Source organism: Citrobacter sp. Marseille-Q6884 (assembly GCF_945906775.1).
GTDB lineage: Bacteria > Pseudomonadota > Gammaproteobacteria > Enterobacterales > Enterobacteriaceae > Citrobacter.
On record NZ_CAMDRE010000003.1, the window covers coordinates 190,593 to 205,947 of the forward strand.

Genomic DNA, 15,355 nt, shown 5'->3' on the forward strand with positions numbered 1-15,355 from the left:
GTGTATGATGGTGTTTTTGAGGTGCTCCAGTGGCTTCTGTTTCTATCAGCTGTCCCTCCTGTTCAGCTACTGACGGGGTGGTGCGTAACGGCAAAAGCACTGCCGGACATCAGCGCTATCTCTGCTCTCACTGCCGTAAAACATGGCAACTGCAGTTCACTTACACCGCTTCTCAACCCGGTACGCACCAGAAAATCATTGATATGGCCATGAATGGCGTTGGATGCCGGGCAACCGCCCGCATTATGGGCGTTGGCCTCAACACGATTTTACGTCACTTAAAAAACTCAGGCCGCAGTCGGTAACCTCGCGCATACAGCCGGGCAGTGACGTCATCGTCTGCGCGGAAATGGACGAACAGTGGGGATACGTCGGGGCTAAATCGCGCCAGCGCTGGCTGTTTTACGCGTATGACAGGCTCCGGAAGACGGTTGTTGCGCACGTATTCGGTGAACGCACTATGGCGACGCTGGGGCGTCTTATGAGCCTGCTGTCACCCTTTGACGTGGTGATATGGATGACGGATGGCTGGCCGCTGTATAATCCCGCCTGAAGGGAAAGCTGCACGTAATCAGCAAGCGATATACGCAGCGAATTGAGCGGCATAACCTGAATCTGAGGCAGCACCTGGCACGGCTGGGACGGAAGTCGCTGTCGTTCTCAAAATCGGTGGAGCTGCATGACAAAGTCATCGGGCATTATCTGAACATAAAACACTATCAATAAGTTGGAGTCATTACCCTAAAGGTTAAGTAATACTGCGGAACAAACATCGTGGAATGTTCCTTCTGACATATTCCGTTTAATCGGTAAATTTGACACACCCCCCATTACAGTCTATCTGTAACGGCCTTATACATAAAAAAATCAGAGGAAGTTCACAAAATAATAATGAATACGCAAACAATGAAAAAATTTTCAACAGCATGGCCGGCCGAAGCCAGCGATGCTGTGAACACTTACTGGTAATTTAACTTTCAGAGTCTGAAACTGCTGACCACTTTTTCAAGCTGCTCTGTCTGAGCCTCCATAGACTGCGCAGCAGCAGAGACTTCTTCGACCAGTGCGGCATTCTGCTGGGTCGTATTATCAAGCTGGTTAATCGCCACATTGATCTGCTCAATACCCCGGCTTTGTTCATCACTGGAAGAGCTGATTTCGGAAATCAGCACGCTGACATTTTCGACCTTCTCCATCAGCCCGTCCATTGTGGTTCCTGCCTGTCTGACAAGCTCACTTCCCTGTTCAATATTGCTGACGGACTCTTCAATCAGTTTCTTGATTTCCTTGGCTGAATGAGCGCTTCGCTGTGCAAGGGAACGGACTTCACCGGCCACGACGGCAAATCCCCGTCCATTTTCACCGGCGCGTGCAGCTTCCACAGCAGCATTAAGGGCAAGGATGTTGGTCTGGAAAGCAATACCGTCAATGACGCTGATAATTTCAACGATCTTCGACGAAGAATCGTTAATTTTACTCATGGTGATAACCGCCTCACTGACCACGCCAGCACCCTCCTTCGCCGCAGCAGAGGCCTGTGTTGCGAGCCGGTTAGCCTGCAGTGCATTATCTGCATTCAGACGGACAGTACTGGTGAGTTCTTCCATGGATGCTGCGGTTTCGACAATGGATGAAGACTGTTCTTCCGTACGTGAGGAGAGATCCAGGTTGCCTCCTGCAATCTGGCGGGAAGCGGATGCAATCGCCGCGGAACTCTGGCCAACCTGTTGCATAAGATCCTGGAGAAAAGCGATGAACTTATTAAAGTTCGTAATAATGCTGTTGAACTCATGGCTTTTGCTTTCAGCAAGCCGCTGCGTCAGGTCAGCACCACCGCCGGACAACGCCTCAATGTTTTTGTTCAGCAGGGTCACGTTTCTGAAAATATTGCGCACAATGCCCATCAGGACCAGAACCATCAGGATACCTGTAATGACCTGCACAAGGGTAAGGTGAGTCAGAATGGAATCAGAGTGGCGCTCAAGCAGATCGCTGGACACATCCACCGCCAGGAGCCACGGGCTGCCGCTAATCGGCACCACAAACAGGGTATGTTCCCCGCCTTCGCCATCATAGGTTCCCTGAATCTCTGTTTTCTGCCCCGGGGTGATAAGCTTACTCAGGGGGGCTGCCGCAGGGATGTTCAAATCGCGCAGATTGCCCAGCGCGGCACTTCCCTGAACCGAAGAGCCGTTTCCGACGACTTTGCCGTCCTCTTCAATGATGAGTACGGTTCCTCCAATAGCCTTGCCCATATCTTTTGCCAGCTGGTTAAAGAAACCCAGCGTCACATCAATGGTGGCAACGCCCCATGCTTTTCCGTTTTTCTGAATGGCCATGGCACAGTTCGTCCGCGGCTGGGGAGTGGCGGCATCCTGATACGCTTTTGCCCATGCACAGTTCCCTTTCGGCGCGTTCATCCCGTCTTTGTACCAAGGCTGTTCCCAGTATCTGGCCGACTCCGGCTGGTTCCAGACCGTATTGAGCTGCAGAACCCCACCGGCATCCCGGGCATAGAAGGTACTGAACCGCTCACGTTCCGGATCCCGCTGTCCCGGCAGGGGCCATACCCCACCGCCAAATACGTTCAGATCCCCGTGCTGATTCACCAGTTGGGGTAACAGGCGGTCAATCTGCTCACTTTGCAGTGCAGGAATCAGTTCAGTCACCACACGCTGCTGGGCTTTAACACGGTTCATCTGCTCTGTTATGGCCTCACTCTGTAATTCCACCATGGTTCTTATATTTTTGGTTTCTGTTTCAATGAGTTCAGGTGCCACAAATAACCGGATAACGGTATAGGTCACGATAATTAAAAATACAAAAAAACTGACAAGCAAAAGGGTAACCTGCCCCTGTGTGGTTTTCCACGTCATGATAATAGTGTCTCGTTGTGTCTGGATAAGCGGATATAACGGCGTTCACCGGTATTTCTTTAATTAAAAAAATGATGTGTATGACTGATTTGTCTTGTGATAAATATCCTTAACAGACGGCGAGCTCGTCCGCCCATTTTGTTGCGGCCTGCATGGTTTCTATGGAAGGTGCGAATAAGCAGGTCATTTCTTCCCAAGCTGACTCGCTGATTAAAATTTCGCGGATCTGGGCCGATTTTTTTCCCGCAAACACATCGAATCAGCCTATTTAGGCTATTTTTTCCACCATTTCTGGCGTTATTTCCGGTTTTTACTGAGATCTCTCCCACTGACGTATCATTTGGTCCACCCGAAACAGGTTGGCCAGGGTGAATAACATCGCCAGTTGGTTATCGTTTTTCAGCAGCCCCTTGTATCTGGCTTTCACGAAGCCAAACTGCCGCTTGATGATGCGAAACGGGTGCTCCACCCTGGCCCGGATGCTGGCTTTCATGTATTCGATGTTGATGGCCGTTTTGTTCTTGCGCGGATGCTGCTTCAAGGTTTTTACCCTGCCGGGACGCTCGGCGATCAGCCAGTCCACATCCACCTCGGCCAGCTCCTCGCGCTGTGGCGCTCCTTGGTAGCCGGCATCGGCTGAGACAAATTGCTCCTCTCCATGAAGCAGATTACCCAGCTGATTGAGGTCATGCTCGTTGGCCGCGGTGGTGACCAGGCTGTGGGTCAGGCCACTCTTGGCATCGACACCAATGTGGGCCTTCATGCCAAAGTGCCACTGATTGCCTTTCTTGGTCTGATGCATCTCCGGATCGCGTTGCTGCTCTTTGTTCTTGGTAGAGCTGGGTGCCTCAATGATGGTGGCATCCACCAAAGTGCCTTGGGTCATCATGACGCCTGCTTCGGCCAGCCAGCGATTGATGGTCTTGAACAATTGACGGGCCAGTTGATGCTGCTCGAGCAGGTGGCGGAAATTCATGATGGTGGTGCGATCCGGCAGGGCGCTATCCAGGGATAATCGGGCAAACAGGCGCATGGAGGCGATTTCGTACAGGGCATCTTCCATGGCACCGTCGCTCAGGTTGTACCAATGCTGCATGCAGTGAATACGCAGCATGGTCTCCAGCGGATAGGGCCGTCGGCCATTGCCCGCCTTGGGATAAAACGGCTCGATGACAGCGGTCATATTCTGCCATGGCGGAATCTGCTCCATGCGGGAGAGGAAAATCTCTTTTCGGGTCTGACGGCGCTTAGTGCTGAATTCACTATCGGCGAAGGTGAGTTGATGGCTCATGATGTCCCTCTGGGATGCGCTCCGGATGAATATGATGATCTCATATCAGGAACTTGTTCGCACCTTCCCTAACCGGAAGATTACTCCCTGCTTTTCAGTAAGACGTTACTTTTCTGTGATGTGAATCTAAAGTGTTTTTAACAGATATCCTTTTCCGTAGTCTTTTCAGGATAAACGCATGAAAAATGTACTTGTTTTCTTTAACTCTCAGCCCGCTGAATTAGTAAAAACCCTGAGGGAAGTCAATATCATCAGGCGTGTATACCCGAACGGAGAAGAGGCTCATCTCAAAATCATGCTTTCCGGCATGCACTCGGTTGGACGAAAGAAATGTGAGATTTTCATAGCTGCAGACAGAGATCTGAGGCATAACGAAATTATAACTGCTGTGAATGCTCTGCTGTGAACCTGAACCTTTATTGTATCAGGGGATTTACAGCTACGGATACGATGAACTTTCGACGGGGTTCAGGTATCCGAAAATTCCGGATGTCTCTCACACTGCAAACGTTGAACTCTTATGGCAGCACTTTAAATTGAGTCTCATACAGTATCTGTTTTCTTTCTCTTCATCTCTCATGACCTGCTGCCCACTTACAGACTCCAGGGTAAAGCAAAAAATTCTCCACCGGTGAGCAGAGTATATTGCATATGCCAGTTTATGAGTGTATATATAGCATATGCCAATAAGGAGCCTTCATGCCAAGACCCAGAATTCCCCGTAACATCTGTGGCCGCCCTGCGGATACCTGTTTTAAGCCCAATGCGCGACCGATGAGCCAGCTTGAACATGTTCATTTAAAAGAAGATGAGTTTGAAGCGTTACGGCTGGTCGATTTACTGGGCATGCAACAGCAGGAAGCGGCTGTTGCAATGGGGGTTTCAAGGCAGACACTGGCCAATGTCCTGAAAGCAGCCCGTTTTAAGGTTGTGGACTGTCTCACTCAGGGCAAGGCCTTAATAATGCACTCTGAAAGGGAAGGAGTTACACAAGATGATCACAGCCATTCCAGTGAATGACGACCGGGTAGCAAATCATTTTACCAAAGCGAGTCACCTTGTCCTGGTGGATGAGCGCGGTGTGGAGCTCAGCCGGACAGAAAATCCCGCGCTGGGCGCAGATTGTTCAGGTAAACGGAAGCTGGTTGACCTGCTGGTTCAACAGCAAGTCAGCCGCGTTGTGGTCCGTAACATCGGGGAACGGATGCTGGGTAAATTACTGGGGCATCAGATCGCGGTGTACCAGACTGACTGCGGTCGTCGTTTGTTCACTGAACTGTGTGATCCGGATACCCGTGTTCTGACTGAACTGAATAAGCCGGAGCAGGGACGCCAGTCCTTTCATCATGAGGCGAAAGGGAAAAAATGCTGTCACTCTGACGGGAACACAGCAGAAAATGCGTGCCAGGGTGGGCGTCAGCATCATCACGGAAACGGGCGCTGTTGCCATTCATGAGTTTATTTCATCACGGGCGGTAATTTTTATCAGACCCGTATTGTGTATAAACCAGGAGCCGGAATGTGTGGAGGAGGCAGTAATGATGCCGGGGGAGCCCCTCAGCTGACTGAATTCCGGATGCCTCCCGTCAGTACAACCGGACGCTGAGCAGAAACAGATGAATTGTTATCTTGATGCCAGAAAGGCCCATACCTGTTGTATGGTCTGTAGTTCCCGCGACAACAACCCTGATACGGTGAACTTAATGTTTTCAGAGCACCCGGATGGCTCTGTATGTGCGGACTACACGGCCAATCACAGGCATCAGGGGTATACGGGTCTTTTACATGGCGGAATGACGAGTACCCTGCTGGATGCAGCAATGACTCATTGTTTGTTCATGCAGGGTGTGCAGGCCCTGACGGCTGAACTGACGGTAAGATTCATTTCACCCGTTTGTACCGGAGACAAACTGATGGTATGTGCCAGACTGCTTGGGCAACGCAGGGGGATTTACCTGCTTGAAGCATGGCTGACAAAAGGACAGCAGACAGTGGCACGTGCCACGGCGAAATTCATTGTTCCGTCGCAGGATATTGCTCTGGCGCATCGCTAGTGTGACAGACGACAGGTGTACCTGGTTATTATATAAATTTGAGGCGTGTTTTGCTCAGACCGGAAAGAATAATCGCATATCGTATATTCCACTGAAACCGTGTAAGAGGTAGTTATGAGTAAACAAATCATTGATATTGGTATTGCTGAATCATCCCGGGTGGAGATTGCAGACGGCCTGTCCCGGCTTCTTGCTGACACCTATACCCTGTATATAAAAACACATTACTATCACTGGAATGTAACTGGCCCCATGTTTAACAGCTTACATTTAATGTTTGAAAATCAATACAATGAGCTGGCCACTGCCGTTGATGATATCGCTGAACGTATACGCTCGCTCGGATGCTTCGCGCCCGGCACATATCATGAATTTTCACGTTTAACAGCGGTTAATGAAGATAAGGATATTCCGGCAGCAAAAAACATGATTGAAAATCTTGTCCAGGGTCAGGAGACCGTGGTTAAAACTGCACGCTCCCTGTTCCCGCTCGTTAATAATGCGAATGATGAAGCCACAGCAGATCTGCTTACACAACGTATCCAGTTACATGAGAAAACTGCCTGGATGTTGCGTAGCCTGCTTGAATAATGTCACCCCGTGGCAGCAGAAAAAACGGTTTGTCAGCCACAGGCTATTACTGACAGTGCAGAATCATCCGTGTTCCTGTGGCTGTTTTTTCTGACCGTCACAGTATTAAACACCATTGAATCAGTGGGTTAATCAGTGAATGCGTGAACGAGAAATACAGTCCGTGACGGGCATCATCGGCTGGTATATCCGGACCACTGTTGTTTTCCCGTTAAGGTATCGCAGGTTCCGGTCTGGCATTTCACAGCCTGAACAGGGTTAATGATGCACGGATAAAACGGTTTACGGGAAAAGCAGGATCATATTATTCGTTGTTATGGCTTCCTTTACCGGTGCCTGCCTGCGGGCAGTAGAGATCATATAAGGTATTTAACAACGTCATGATACGGTTATCCTCAATACGGTAATATACCATTTTACCTGCCCGTCGGGTCTCGACCAGCTTCAGGCGGCGCATTACACCCAGCTGCTGGGACAGGGTCGGCTGAGTGATACCGACCGCCGCTTCCAGCCCGGCCACATTCGCTTCCCCCAGGCTTAACTGACACATCAACAGCAACCGGTCGCTGTTGGCCAGTCCCCGTAAGACATCTGCTGCCCTCAGGGCCGCATTCTTCATATCTGTCTGACGTTTTGTGTCTTCATTCATGAGCATTGCTGATTTCTCATACTATGTGTTTTTATATAATATAATTTAGTATACTGACGGTATCGTAATTTTGCCATCGTGTTCGTCAGGTCTGCAGCGTCCTGACGGCCCGGGGAAATGATTATATCTGGCAGGCATTTTTGCCCCGGGTGAACAGAGAGGATGTAATGAAAATAGTGATTGTTGGTGGTGTTGCCGGCGGGGCATCCGCTGCAGCCAGAGCTCGTCGGTTATCAGAGGATGTCAGTATTGTTGTGTTTGAACGGGGAAGCGATGTCTCTTTCGCCAACTGTGGATTACCTTATCATATAGGCGGAAAAATTCCTTTAAGGCAGTCACTGATTCTGAAAACCCCGGAGGATTTTAAATCCCGCTTTAACATAGACGTCCGTATCTGTCATGAAGTGACGTCAGTGGATCCGGTTAATAAAACGGTGACGGTTAAAAATCTGACCTCAGGGGAGGTCTATAGCGAAGAATGGGATCGTCTGCTCCTCAGTACCGGCGCCGCTCCGGTTGTCCCTCCTTTGCCCGGGCTACAGGAAGAGGGAGTCTTTACGCTGCGAAATCTTACTGACATGGATGCTATCCTGGGGTGGATTGAGCAACATCACGTAGCTCACACCACGCTTGTCGGGGGGGGATTTATCGGACTTGAAGTGATGGAGGCTCTGAGCGAACGGGGGATCAGTGTGACCCTGCTGGAGATGGGGGAACAGGTTATGGCTCCGGTTGATCCTGAAATGGCATCTGCCCTGCATCAGGAAATCCGGAGTCATGGCGTGGATCTGCGTCTCAGAACGGCGCTCACCGAGGTACTGCGGACAGAGACGGGATTCCGCGTTGCACTGTCTGAGGGTGGGTTTCTGCAGACCGACATGGTTATTCTCGCCATCGGGGTAAAACCTGAGAACAGCCTTGCCACAGGAGCCGGGCTCGCAGTGGGTAAACGGGGAGGCATAAGCGTCAATGCCTGTATGCAGACCAGTATCCCTGACATCTACGCCGTGGGGGATGCCGTTGAAACCCCAGACTTTGTCTTTCAGGAACCCGCTAATTTTCCTCTGGCAGGGCCCGCCAACCGCCAGGGACGCATTGCTGCTGATAACATGCTAGATCGTCACAGCCTTTACCATGGCAGTCAGGGGACATCCATTTGTAAGGTATTTTCGCTGAGTATTGGCAGCGTCGGTGCGAATGAAAAGCAGCTGAAAGTTCATGGCACCCGATACGAGAAGGTTTACGTCCATGCCGCTGATCATGCCGGTTACTACCCGGGGGCAACGATGATCAGTCTGAAACTGCTGTTCAGCCCCGATACCGGTAAAATTCTCGGGGCTCAGGCATCAGGGAAAAAAGGGGTTGATAAACGCATCGATGTCCTGTCTGTCGCACAGCGCGCGGGGCTTACCGTCAACGATCTCGAACATCTTGAGCTGACTTATGCTCCGCCTTTTAACAGTGCAAGGGACGTCGTTAACCAGGCTGGTATGGTGGCGACAAATGTAATGAAAGGAGATACGGCCATATGTCATGTCAGCGATGTGTTACAACGGGAACCGGGCAGTTATTGTTTACTTGATATTCGCTCTCCTGCCGAACTGAAACAATTTGGTGAATATCCTGACGCGCTATCCATCCCTCTTGATTCCCTGCGGGAAAACCTTGGAAAATTGCCTAAAGATAAAGAAATTTTTATAGGATGTCAGAGTGGCCTGCGCGGGCATGTGGCATACCGTATTCTGCAGGCTCACGGCTTCCGGACATATAATCTGAGTGGTGGTTTCATAACCTGGCAGACGGTAACGGAGTCAATGAGTAAATAAGAGATGAAGTGCCATACACACATGGCACTTCATTTCTCCAGATTCGTTGAAAACATATTATATGGAATAGAAAATCTACAAAAATTATTAACGCCTTGAATGGCAGCTATAAGCGCACACCCTGAATCACTTTAAAGTGATTCAGGGTGTGAATGACTATTTTTGGATTTGGCACACAGCGTACTTCCAGGCTGCTAGTCATTAACAAGCCCTAACTATGACGCCTATGCAATGATCGCAATAAACACCGTTATTCCAGCCTTTCAGGAAAATTCATTATTTTTATACAGCGCTTGTATCCGACATACCTGCGAAGCACTGTAACCTGTTGCATCTGCGGTTTCACGAATACTCAATTTCTTAACCTGCCGATAATACAGTACTTTCTGGTGACGCTCCCGATCAGCTTGCTTACCTTGGTATTTACCTAGTGTATGAGCCCGTTCAATCCCCTGTTTTTGCCGCTGGCGGCGGCTCAGCCAGTCCTTATGCGACATCGCGGCCATCAGGTCGATTAGCATGTTATTGATGGCGGTTATTACTGCGCGAGTAATCGGGTCCGCCTGCGAAGGATCTTTATCTGACAGCGCCTGCCATGAGGTGGGCACATCAAGACTGACAATCCGCAGCTCATGTTTTTCTATCTGCTTTTTCAGCGTCATCCAGTCGCTGTTGCTCAGACGGGTCAGACGGTCTATCTGTTCGACCAGCAAGATATCATTGTGGTGACTGTCCATCAGTAAGCGCCCCAGCTCAGGGCGATCAAGTTTTGTGCCGCTGATATTCTCCAGGTAGTAGCTGGCGATTTTATGTCCCCGCTGCTGAACGAACTGCTCCAGCATCTCTTTTGCCCGGTCAGCGAACTGATCTTCCGTCGATGCCCTTAAATAAGCTCTGATGAACATTTTTCCGCCATAATATCGCATTTAAGTTATTGCATTTAATCTATCGCATATAGGTTATGGCATAAATCGTGTGATGTCACGTTTTGGTTATACCGTCAGGGTGTACCCTTATGCGATAACCATTTTTGTTAAAAATACCGCATCGGATAATTTATGAGGGAAACTATATGGCAAGGAGGCAGATTCTTTCTCTGTCGGAAAGAGAATCATTACTGGCATTGCCAGACGATGAGTTAACGCTGACCCGGATGGCCTATTTCAGTGAGCATGATCTGGCGCTTATCTGTGCTCACCGTAAACCCGCCAGCCGTTTTGGTTTTGCCGTCCTTCTTTGCTATCTGAAAAATGTTGGCTTTGCCCCGGATAAAAAAATCCCACCCTCTGATGCACTGCTGAAACATATCGCCAGCAGGCTAAATCTTACCGGTGATCTCTGGCCTGCTTACCTTTCCGGCAGGGATACGACCCGGCGCGAGCATTTAACCGAACTGTACCGCTATCTTGGCGTGAAGGCATTTACCGGCAAAATACAGCAGGACTGTATTACACACCTGCTGTCGATGGCGACGCGTACTGATAAAGGTATTCTCCTGGCCGAAGAGATGCTGGTCTGGCTCCGGCAGAACAACGTAATAATCCCCGCGATTGATGTCGTGGAGCGTACCTGTGCTGAGGCCATGGCAGGCGGCGATAAAATCGTATTTCAGACTCTGAATGCCCCGTTAACTCCGGCTCACAGGGATGCCCTGGATCGTTTACTTGAGTCATCGGATAATCAGTCTTCCAGGCTGACATGGCTTCTGCAACCGCCGGGTAAAATCAATGGTAAGAACTTGCTGCAACATCTTGATCGGCTCAGCAGCGTTGAATCGCTGGCATTACCGGAAGGTATAGATCGTACCATTCACCAGAACCGGTTGCTGAAACTGGCGCGGGAAGGCCGGAAGATGAGTAGCCGTGATTTGACCCGATTTTCAGCAACCCGGCGTCATGCGATCCTGGTGTGCGTGCTGGAAGAAGCCAGAGCCACACTGACAGACGAAGTGATTGAGTTGCATGAGCGAATGCTGAACAGCCTTTTCAGCAAAGCCAAAAGAACACAGGCAGAGCGCCTTCAGCAGACCGGAAAGCTGATCCAGTCAAAACTGAGGCAGTACATCGATGTCGGTCAGGCGCTGTCTGATGCCCGCGATTCCGGTGACGATCCATGGCTCGCAATAGAAAATATACTCCCATGGCCTGAATTTGTCGCCAGTCTGGAGGAAACACGCCATCTCGCCAGAAAAAATAATTTTGACCCGCTGCATATTATTACCGAGAAATACAGCATATTACGGAAATATGCCCCACGCATGTTATCCACTTTACAGTTAGTCGCAACCCCGGCAGCGCAACCTCTGGCTGATGCGCTGGTTGTGATCAAGGATATGTACCTGAAGCACTCACGTAAAGTTCCGGCGACTGCGCCGCTTGAGTTTGTCCCTGAAAGCTGGCACAGGGTGGTGATTACACCTGCGGGTATTGATCGGCAGTATTATGAATTTTGTGCGCTCAGCGAGCTTAAGGGAGCGTTGCGCTCCGGGGACATCTGGGTTAAAGGCTCACGGCGCTACAAAAATTTTGATGATTACCTCATTCCCGAAAAGGACTTTGACAAACTCACTCCGGCGCTGCCACTGCCCGTATCTGCTGATTACCATGAGTACATTACCAGCCGTATGACCCTGCTTCAGTCCAGACTTGAAGAGGTCAATGCCATGGCAGCCCTTGGTGAACTGCCCGATGTGGAAATTTCCGACAGGGGCGTAAAAGTCTCTCCGCTGGATAACTGCGTACCGGCGCAGGTTTCACCGCTGGCAGAGCTGGTTTACAGCATGCTACCGCGCCCTAAAATCACGGAAATTCTCGATGAGGTAAACGGCTGGACGACGTTTACCCGACATTTTTCGCATATAAAAAATGACATTACCCGTCCCGATACCCGCCTGCTTCTCACCACCATTCTTGCGGATGGCATCAATCTTGGCCTGACCAAAATGGCAGAAGCCTGCCCCGGGAGTACCAAATCATCACTTGAAGATATTCAGGCATGGTACATCCGCGACGAAACCTATTCAGCCGCCCTTGCAGAACTGGTAAACGCGCAGGGGAAAAGGCCGCTGGCGGCATTCTGGGGAGACGGGACAACATCATCATCAGATGGACAGAATTTCAGAACAGGCAGCACTGGCCGCTACGCAGGACAGGTTAACCCGAAATATGGGCAGGAGCCCGGACGACAGTTTTATACCCATATTTCGGATCAATACAGCCCGTTTTACACCTGCATAATAAGTCGGGTCAGGGATTCAACCCATGTTCTCGATGGCTTGCTGTACCACGAAAGTGACCTGAAAATCAGGGAGCATTACACCGATACCGCGGGTTTCACCGATCATGTCTTTGCCCTGATGCATCTGCTGGGATTTGCGTTCTGTCCGCGAATCAGGGATCTCCATGACAAGAAGCTGTTTATCAAAGGGAAAGCAGACCAGTACCCGGCGCTTCAGTCACTGATATCAACGACCAGCCTGAACCTGAAAGAGATCGAAATTCACTGGCGTGAAGTGTTGCGTCTGGCAACCTCGATAAAGCAGGGAACAGTGACGGCATCCCTGATGCTGAAAAAGCTTGCCAGCTACTCAAAGCAAAATGGACTTGCCAAAGCACTGAGAGAAATTGGCCGTATTGAACGAACGCTGTTTATGATCGACTGGTTCCGCGATCCGGCACTTCGTCGGCGGGTCCAGGCGGGACTGAATAAAGGAGAAGCCCGTAACGCGCTGGCGCGCGCGGTATTCCTGCACCGTCTGGGTGAAATCAGGGATCGTAAACCGGAAAATCAGAGCTATCGCGCCAGTGGACTGACGCTGCTGACGGCAGCTATCTCGCTGTGGAATACCGTCTATATGGAAAGAGCGGTCGATGCCCTGAAGCGTAAAGGGGTGAAGATCAACGATCAATTGCTGTCGCATTTGTCCCCGCTAGGCTGGGAGCATATCAATCTGACAGGCGATTATATCTGGAAAAGCAACCGGATACCGGCTTCCGGTAAGTTTCGTCGGTTGAGACCCGCTAAAGTCGAAAGGTCAAAAAATAGCCTTAACGAATGGAAGGGACTTCCCCTGATTATGCGCCTGATTAACTCTTGTGCAATCATGGGGTACACATCGTCCCGGAGGAATTCGTTATGACTATCACGACTGTCGGTATCGATCTTGCTAAAAATGTGTTTGCTGTTCACGGTGTTGATCAAAATGGTAGAACTGTTCTGGTTAAGCCTAAAGTATCGCGTGCTGCACTTCCTGAGTTAATTGCAAGTTTGCCTCCCTGTGTTATCGGGATGGAAGCATGCTCCGGGGCTCACTACTGGGCAAGATTGTTTCGGCAGTATGGTCATGAGCCACGTCTGATGGCTGCTAAGTTTGTATCGCCTTATCGTATGGCCGGAAAATCAGGAAAAAATGATGCAGCTGATGCTCAGGCTATCTGTGAAGCTGTTCGTCGTCCGCATATGCGGTTCGTACCAGTGAAAGACGAAAGCCAGCAGGCCATGCAGTGTTTACATCGTACCCGTCAGGGTTTTATCGAAGAGAAAACAGCAACGTATAATCGTCTGCGAGGATTGATATCTGAATTCGGTGTCATCGCGCCACAAAGTGCTGATGCCCTGCGCCACATGGTTTCTGTGCAGAAGAGCTCTTTACCGCTTCAGGTTCAGCAATGTGTTGATGATTTGATGGAACACGTTGATCGCATTGAAGCTAACATCACTGAATATGACCGAATTTTGTCCCACATAGCCAAAACAGATCATCGCAGTCAGCGGCTGATGGAGCTAAAGGGCGTTGGTCCCACAACGGCCTGTGCACTGGTCGCCAGTATCGGTAATGCACATGATTTTAAAAATGGACGTCAACTGGCAGCCTGGCTGGGGCTGACGCCATCACAATACAGCAGCGGGGGAAAGTCGAAACTCGGCAGGATCACAAAAGCCGGTGATTCGTATCTGCGAACGCTTCTGGTTCAGGGGGCTCGTTCAGTGCTTATTGGCGCCGGGAAAAGGACTGACTCATTCAGCCGTTGGGTTTGTATGTTGGTTGAGCGCAGAGGGTACTGGCGGGCTGTTGTGGCCATCGCCGCCAAAAATGCGCGGCTGTGTTGGGCATCACTACATTACGGTGATGATTTCCGGCTGTACTCAGTCAACTAAAGCTCGAAGCTGTATAACCATCTGACCTGCAATTCGTTGATGATAAAGGGTTAGACCCCGTGAGGCCTATCTGGCTATTGTACAGGATATACGTATCCGCTTAACGAACAAGAACCTCACGCGCGTCTTTCATCAGGGCCCGAATCGATGACGATTCATCATGGCCGTTTATAGTACCGCAGTCTCTCCCCTTTATTTTTACTGAAGAGCAGACAGAAACCATAAATACCGGCTTTGACATGCCGGGGAAGTCCTTATAGTACAATAATTTTCGATATCCAAACTGACCCCAAGTAAGGACGGTCGCGCCTGTGGTGGTTTTATCTCCGTGGAGCGCCTGGCCCCGGCCATAATTGTTAGTTCGATACCCCATGAGTCACGCCTCCGGGTATTGCCAGAAAGTCGGGGGCTTCAGCCATACCTTTGCGCGATAACAGCACTAATCTGTCCTGCGGGGTCGAGACAATTTCATCCCCGTTATCCAGTACGCTGCCCACCAGCGCGAGCCCTTTCTCGAAGTGTGTAGCTTTCTGGCCAGCGCTTGAAACAATCCGTGCAGATGAACCATCGGTATAAGTGACTGCATCACCCTCCACTGCGATTTTGACCATTTGACCGTTGCCTAGATCCATAACCCTGGCGCTATCAACAGCGGTTACGACACCACCTCGCGCAGTCAGGCTTCCCTCGACCGCAACACGCCAGATTGCTGTTACCGGGTGTTGGCGATCCCTTTCAGCGTTCTGCTCAATAATTTGTCGAGCATCCACATCCATTGCGGCCAGATCAGCGTCAGAGAAAGGGGATTTGTCAAAGTCGGCCAGCATTTGTTGAGTTGCTTCATTTGTAAACTGCTTCATCGTTATTACTCCTTATAAAATGTACGGATAAATTCCGAATTGTATACGAAG

At 50.2% G+C, this 15,355-nt stretch carries 13 protein-coding genes and 1 pseudogene; 9 read left to right on the forward strand and 5 right to left on the reverse strand.

The features are described 5' to 3' along the window. The first annotated feature begins 29 nt into the window (after positions 1-29). Positions 30-726 (forward strand): annotated as a pseudogene (locus tag N7268_RS24550) (IS1-like element IS1A family transposase). 251 nt (positions 727-977) lie between these two features. On the opposite strand, the gene N7268_RS24555 reads toward N7268_RS24550, so the two are convergent. Together N7268_RS24555 and N7268_RS24560 are read right to left on the reverse strand one after the other, a co-directional pair. Further along, positions 978-2,876, reverse strand: a complete 1,899-nt coding sequence (locus N7268_RS24555; protein ID WP_016241606.1) for a methyl-accepting chemotaxis protein — start codon at positions 2,874-2,876, stop codon at positions 978-980. A gap of 310 nt (positions 2,877-3,186) precedes the next feature. After that, on the reverse strand, positions 3,187-4,167 hold the full coding sequence (locus N7268_RS24560) for an IS5-like element ISKpn26 family transposase (protein WP_016241585.1): 981 nt from the start codon (positions 4,165-4,167) through the stop codon (positions 3,187-3,189). Positions 4,168-4,345: 178 nt separating this feature from the next. Between N7268_RS24560 and N7268_RS24565 the strand changes: the two genes are divergently transcribed. From N7268_RS24565 to N7268_RS24585, 5 genes are all read left to right on the forward strand, one after another. Then, positions 4,346-4,573, forward strand: a complete 228-nt coding sequence (locus N7268_RS24565; RefSeq protein WP_016241610.1) for a hypothetical protein — start codon at positions 4,346-4,348, stop codon at positions 4,571-4,573. 293 nt (positions 4,574-4,866) lie between these two features. Next, positions 4,867-5,187, forward strand: a complete 321-nt coding sequence (locus tag N7268_RS24570) for a DUF134 domain-containing protein (RefSeq protein ID WP_001137910.1) — start codon at positions 4,867-4,869, stop codon at positions 5,185-5,187. Continuing rightward, the gene (locus N7268_RS24575) at positions 5,162-5,623 is read left to right on the forward strand and encodes a NifB/NifX family molybdenum-iron cluster-binding protein (protein ID WP_000626969.1); all 462 of its coding nucleotides are present in this window, start codon (positions 5,162-5,164) and stop codon (positions 5,621-5,623) included. The genes N7268_RS24570 and N7268_RS24575 overlap by 26 nt, the downstream gene beginning before the upstream one ends. A gap of 247 nt (positions 5,624-5,870) precedes the next feature. Then, the gene (locus tag N7268_RS24580; protein WP_023135766.1) at positions 5,871-6,221 is read left to right on the forward strand and encodes a PaaI family thioesterase; all 351 of its coding nucleotides are present in this window, start codon (positions 5,871-5,873) and stop codon (positions 6,219-6,221) included. A 114-nt stretch (positions 6,222-6,335) separates the two neighbouring features. After that, complete coding sequence (locus tag N7268_RS24585; RefSeq protein WP_000043177.1) at positions 6,336-6,812, forward strand: Dps family protein; 477 nt, start codon at positions 6,336-6,338, stop codon at positions 6,810-6,812. A 304-nt stretch (positions 6,813-7,116) separates the two neighbouring features. Here the strand turns inward: N7268_RS24585 and N7268_RS24590 are convergent, their stop codons facing one another. Beyond that, the gene (locus N7268_RS24590; RefSeq protein WP_000928911.1) at positions 7,117-7,467 is read right to left on the reverse strand and encodes an ArsR/SmtB family transcription factor; all 351 of its coding nucleotides are present in this window, start codon (positions 7,465-7,467) and stop codon (positions 7,117-7,119) included. 161 nt (positions 7,468-7,628) lie between these two features. On the opposite strand from N7268_RS24590, the gene N7268_RS24595 reads away from it, so the two are divergent. After that, a complete protein-coding gene (locus tag N7268_RS24595; RefSeq protein ID WP_016241612.1) occupies positions 7,629-9,287 on the forward strand; it encodes an FAD-dependent oxidoreductase in 1,659 nt (552 codons plus the stop codon). Positions 9,288-9,550: 263 nt separating this feature from the next. On the opposite strand, the gene N7268_RS24600 is transcribed toward N7268_RS24595, so the two are convergent. After that, positions 9,551-10,192, reverse strand: a complete 642-nt coding sequence (locus N7268_RS24600) for a recombinase family protein (RefSeq protein ID WP_016241614.1) — start codon at positions 10,190-10,192, stop codon at positions 9,551-9,553. A 167-nt stretch (positions 10,193-10,359) separates the two neighbouring features. Here N7268_RS24600 and N7268_RS24605 point away from each other — a divergent pair, with 167 nt between their 5' ends. Both N7268_RS24605 and N7268_RS24610 read left to right on the forward strand, forming a co-directional pair. Next, positions 10,360-13,425, forward strand: a complete 3,066-nt coding sequence (locus N7268_RS24605; protein ID WP_043016721.1) for a Tn3 family transposase — start codon at positions 10,360-10,362, stop codon at positions 13,423-13,425. After that, the gene (locus N7268_RS24610; RefSeq protein WP_000156887.1) at positions 13,422-14,444 is read left to right on the forward strand and encodes an IS110 family transposase; all 1,023 of its coding nucleotides are present in this window, start codon (positions 13,422-13,424) and stop codon (positions 14,442-14,444) included. Before N7268_RS24605 ends, N7268_RS24610 begins: the two co-directional genes overlap by 4 nt. Before the next feature lie 356 nt (positions 14,445-14,800). Here the strand turns inward: N7268_RS24610 and N7268_RS24615 are convergent, their stop codons facing one another. Next, entirely contained in the window at positions 14,801-15,304 is a 504-nt protein-coding gene (locus N7268_RS24615) for a hypothetical protein (RefSeq protein WP_007372141.1), read from the reverse strand. Positions 15,305-15,355 lie beyond the last annotated feature (51 nt).

Coding starts and splice junctions, on each gene's coding strand:
- N7268_RS24555 (WP_016241606.1), bottom strand. CDS start 2,876: ATGACGTGGAAAACCACACAGGGGCAGGTTACCCTTTTGCTTGTCAGT.
- N7268_RS24560 (WP_016241585.1), bottom strand. CDS start 4,167: ATGAGCCATCAACTCACCTTCGCCGATAGTGAATTCAGCACTAAGCGC.
- N7268_RS24565 (WP_016241610.1), top strand. CDS start 4,346: ATGAAAAATGTACTTGTTTTCTTTAACTCTCAGCCCGCTGAATTAGTA.
- N7268_RS24570 (WP_001137910.1), top strand. CDS start 4,867: ATGCCAAGACCCAGAATTCCCCGTAACATCTGTGGCCGCCCTGCGGAT.
- N7268_RS24575 (WP_000626969.1), top strand. CDS start 5,162: ATGATCACAGCCATTCCAGTGAATGACGACCGGGTAGCAAATCATTTT.
- N7268_RS24580 (WP_023135766.1), top strand. CDS start 5,871: ATGTTTTCAGAGCACCCGGATGGCTCTGTATGTGCGGACTACACGGCC.
- N7268_RS24585 (WP_000043177.1), top strand. CDS start 6,336: ATGAGTAAACAAATCATTGATATTGGTATTGCTGAATCATCCCGGGTG.
- N7268_RS24590 (WP_000928911.1), bottom strand. CDS start 7,467: ATGCTCATGAATGAAGACACAAAACGTCAGACAGATATGAAGAATGCG.
- N7268_RS24595 (WP_016241612.1), top strand. CDS start 7,629: ATGAAAATAGTGATTGTTGGTGGTGTTGCCGGCGGGGCATCCGCTGCA.
- N7268_RS24600 (WP_016241614.1), bottom strand. CDS start 10,192: ATGTTCATCAGAGCTTATTTAAGGGCATCGACGGAAGATCAGTTCGCT.
- N7268_RS24605 (WP_043016721.1), top strand. CDS start 10,360: ATGGCAAGGAGGCAGATTCTTTCTCTGTCGGAAAGAGAATCATTACTG.
- N7268_RS24610 (WP_000156887.1), top strand. CDS start 13,422: ATGACTATCACGACTGTCGGTATCGATCTTGCTAAAAATGTGTTTGCT.
- N7268_RS24615 (WP_007372141.1), bottom strand. CDS start 15,304: ATGAAGCAGTTTACAAATGAAGCAACTCAACAAATGCTGGCCGACTTT.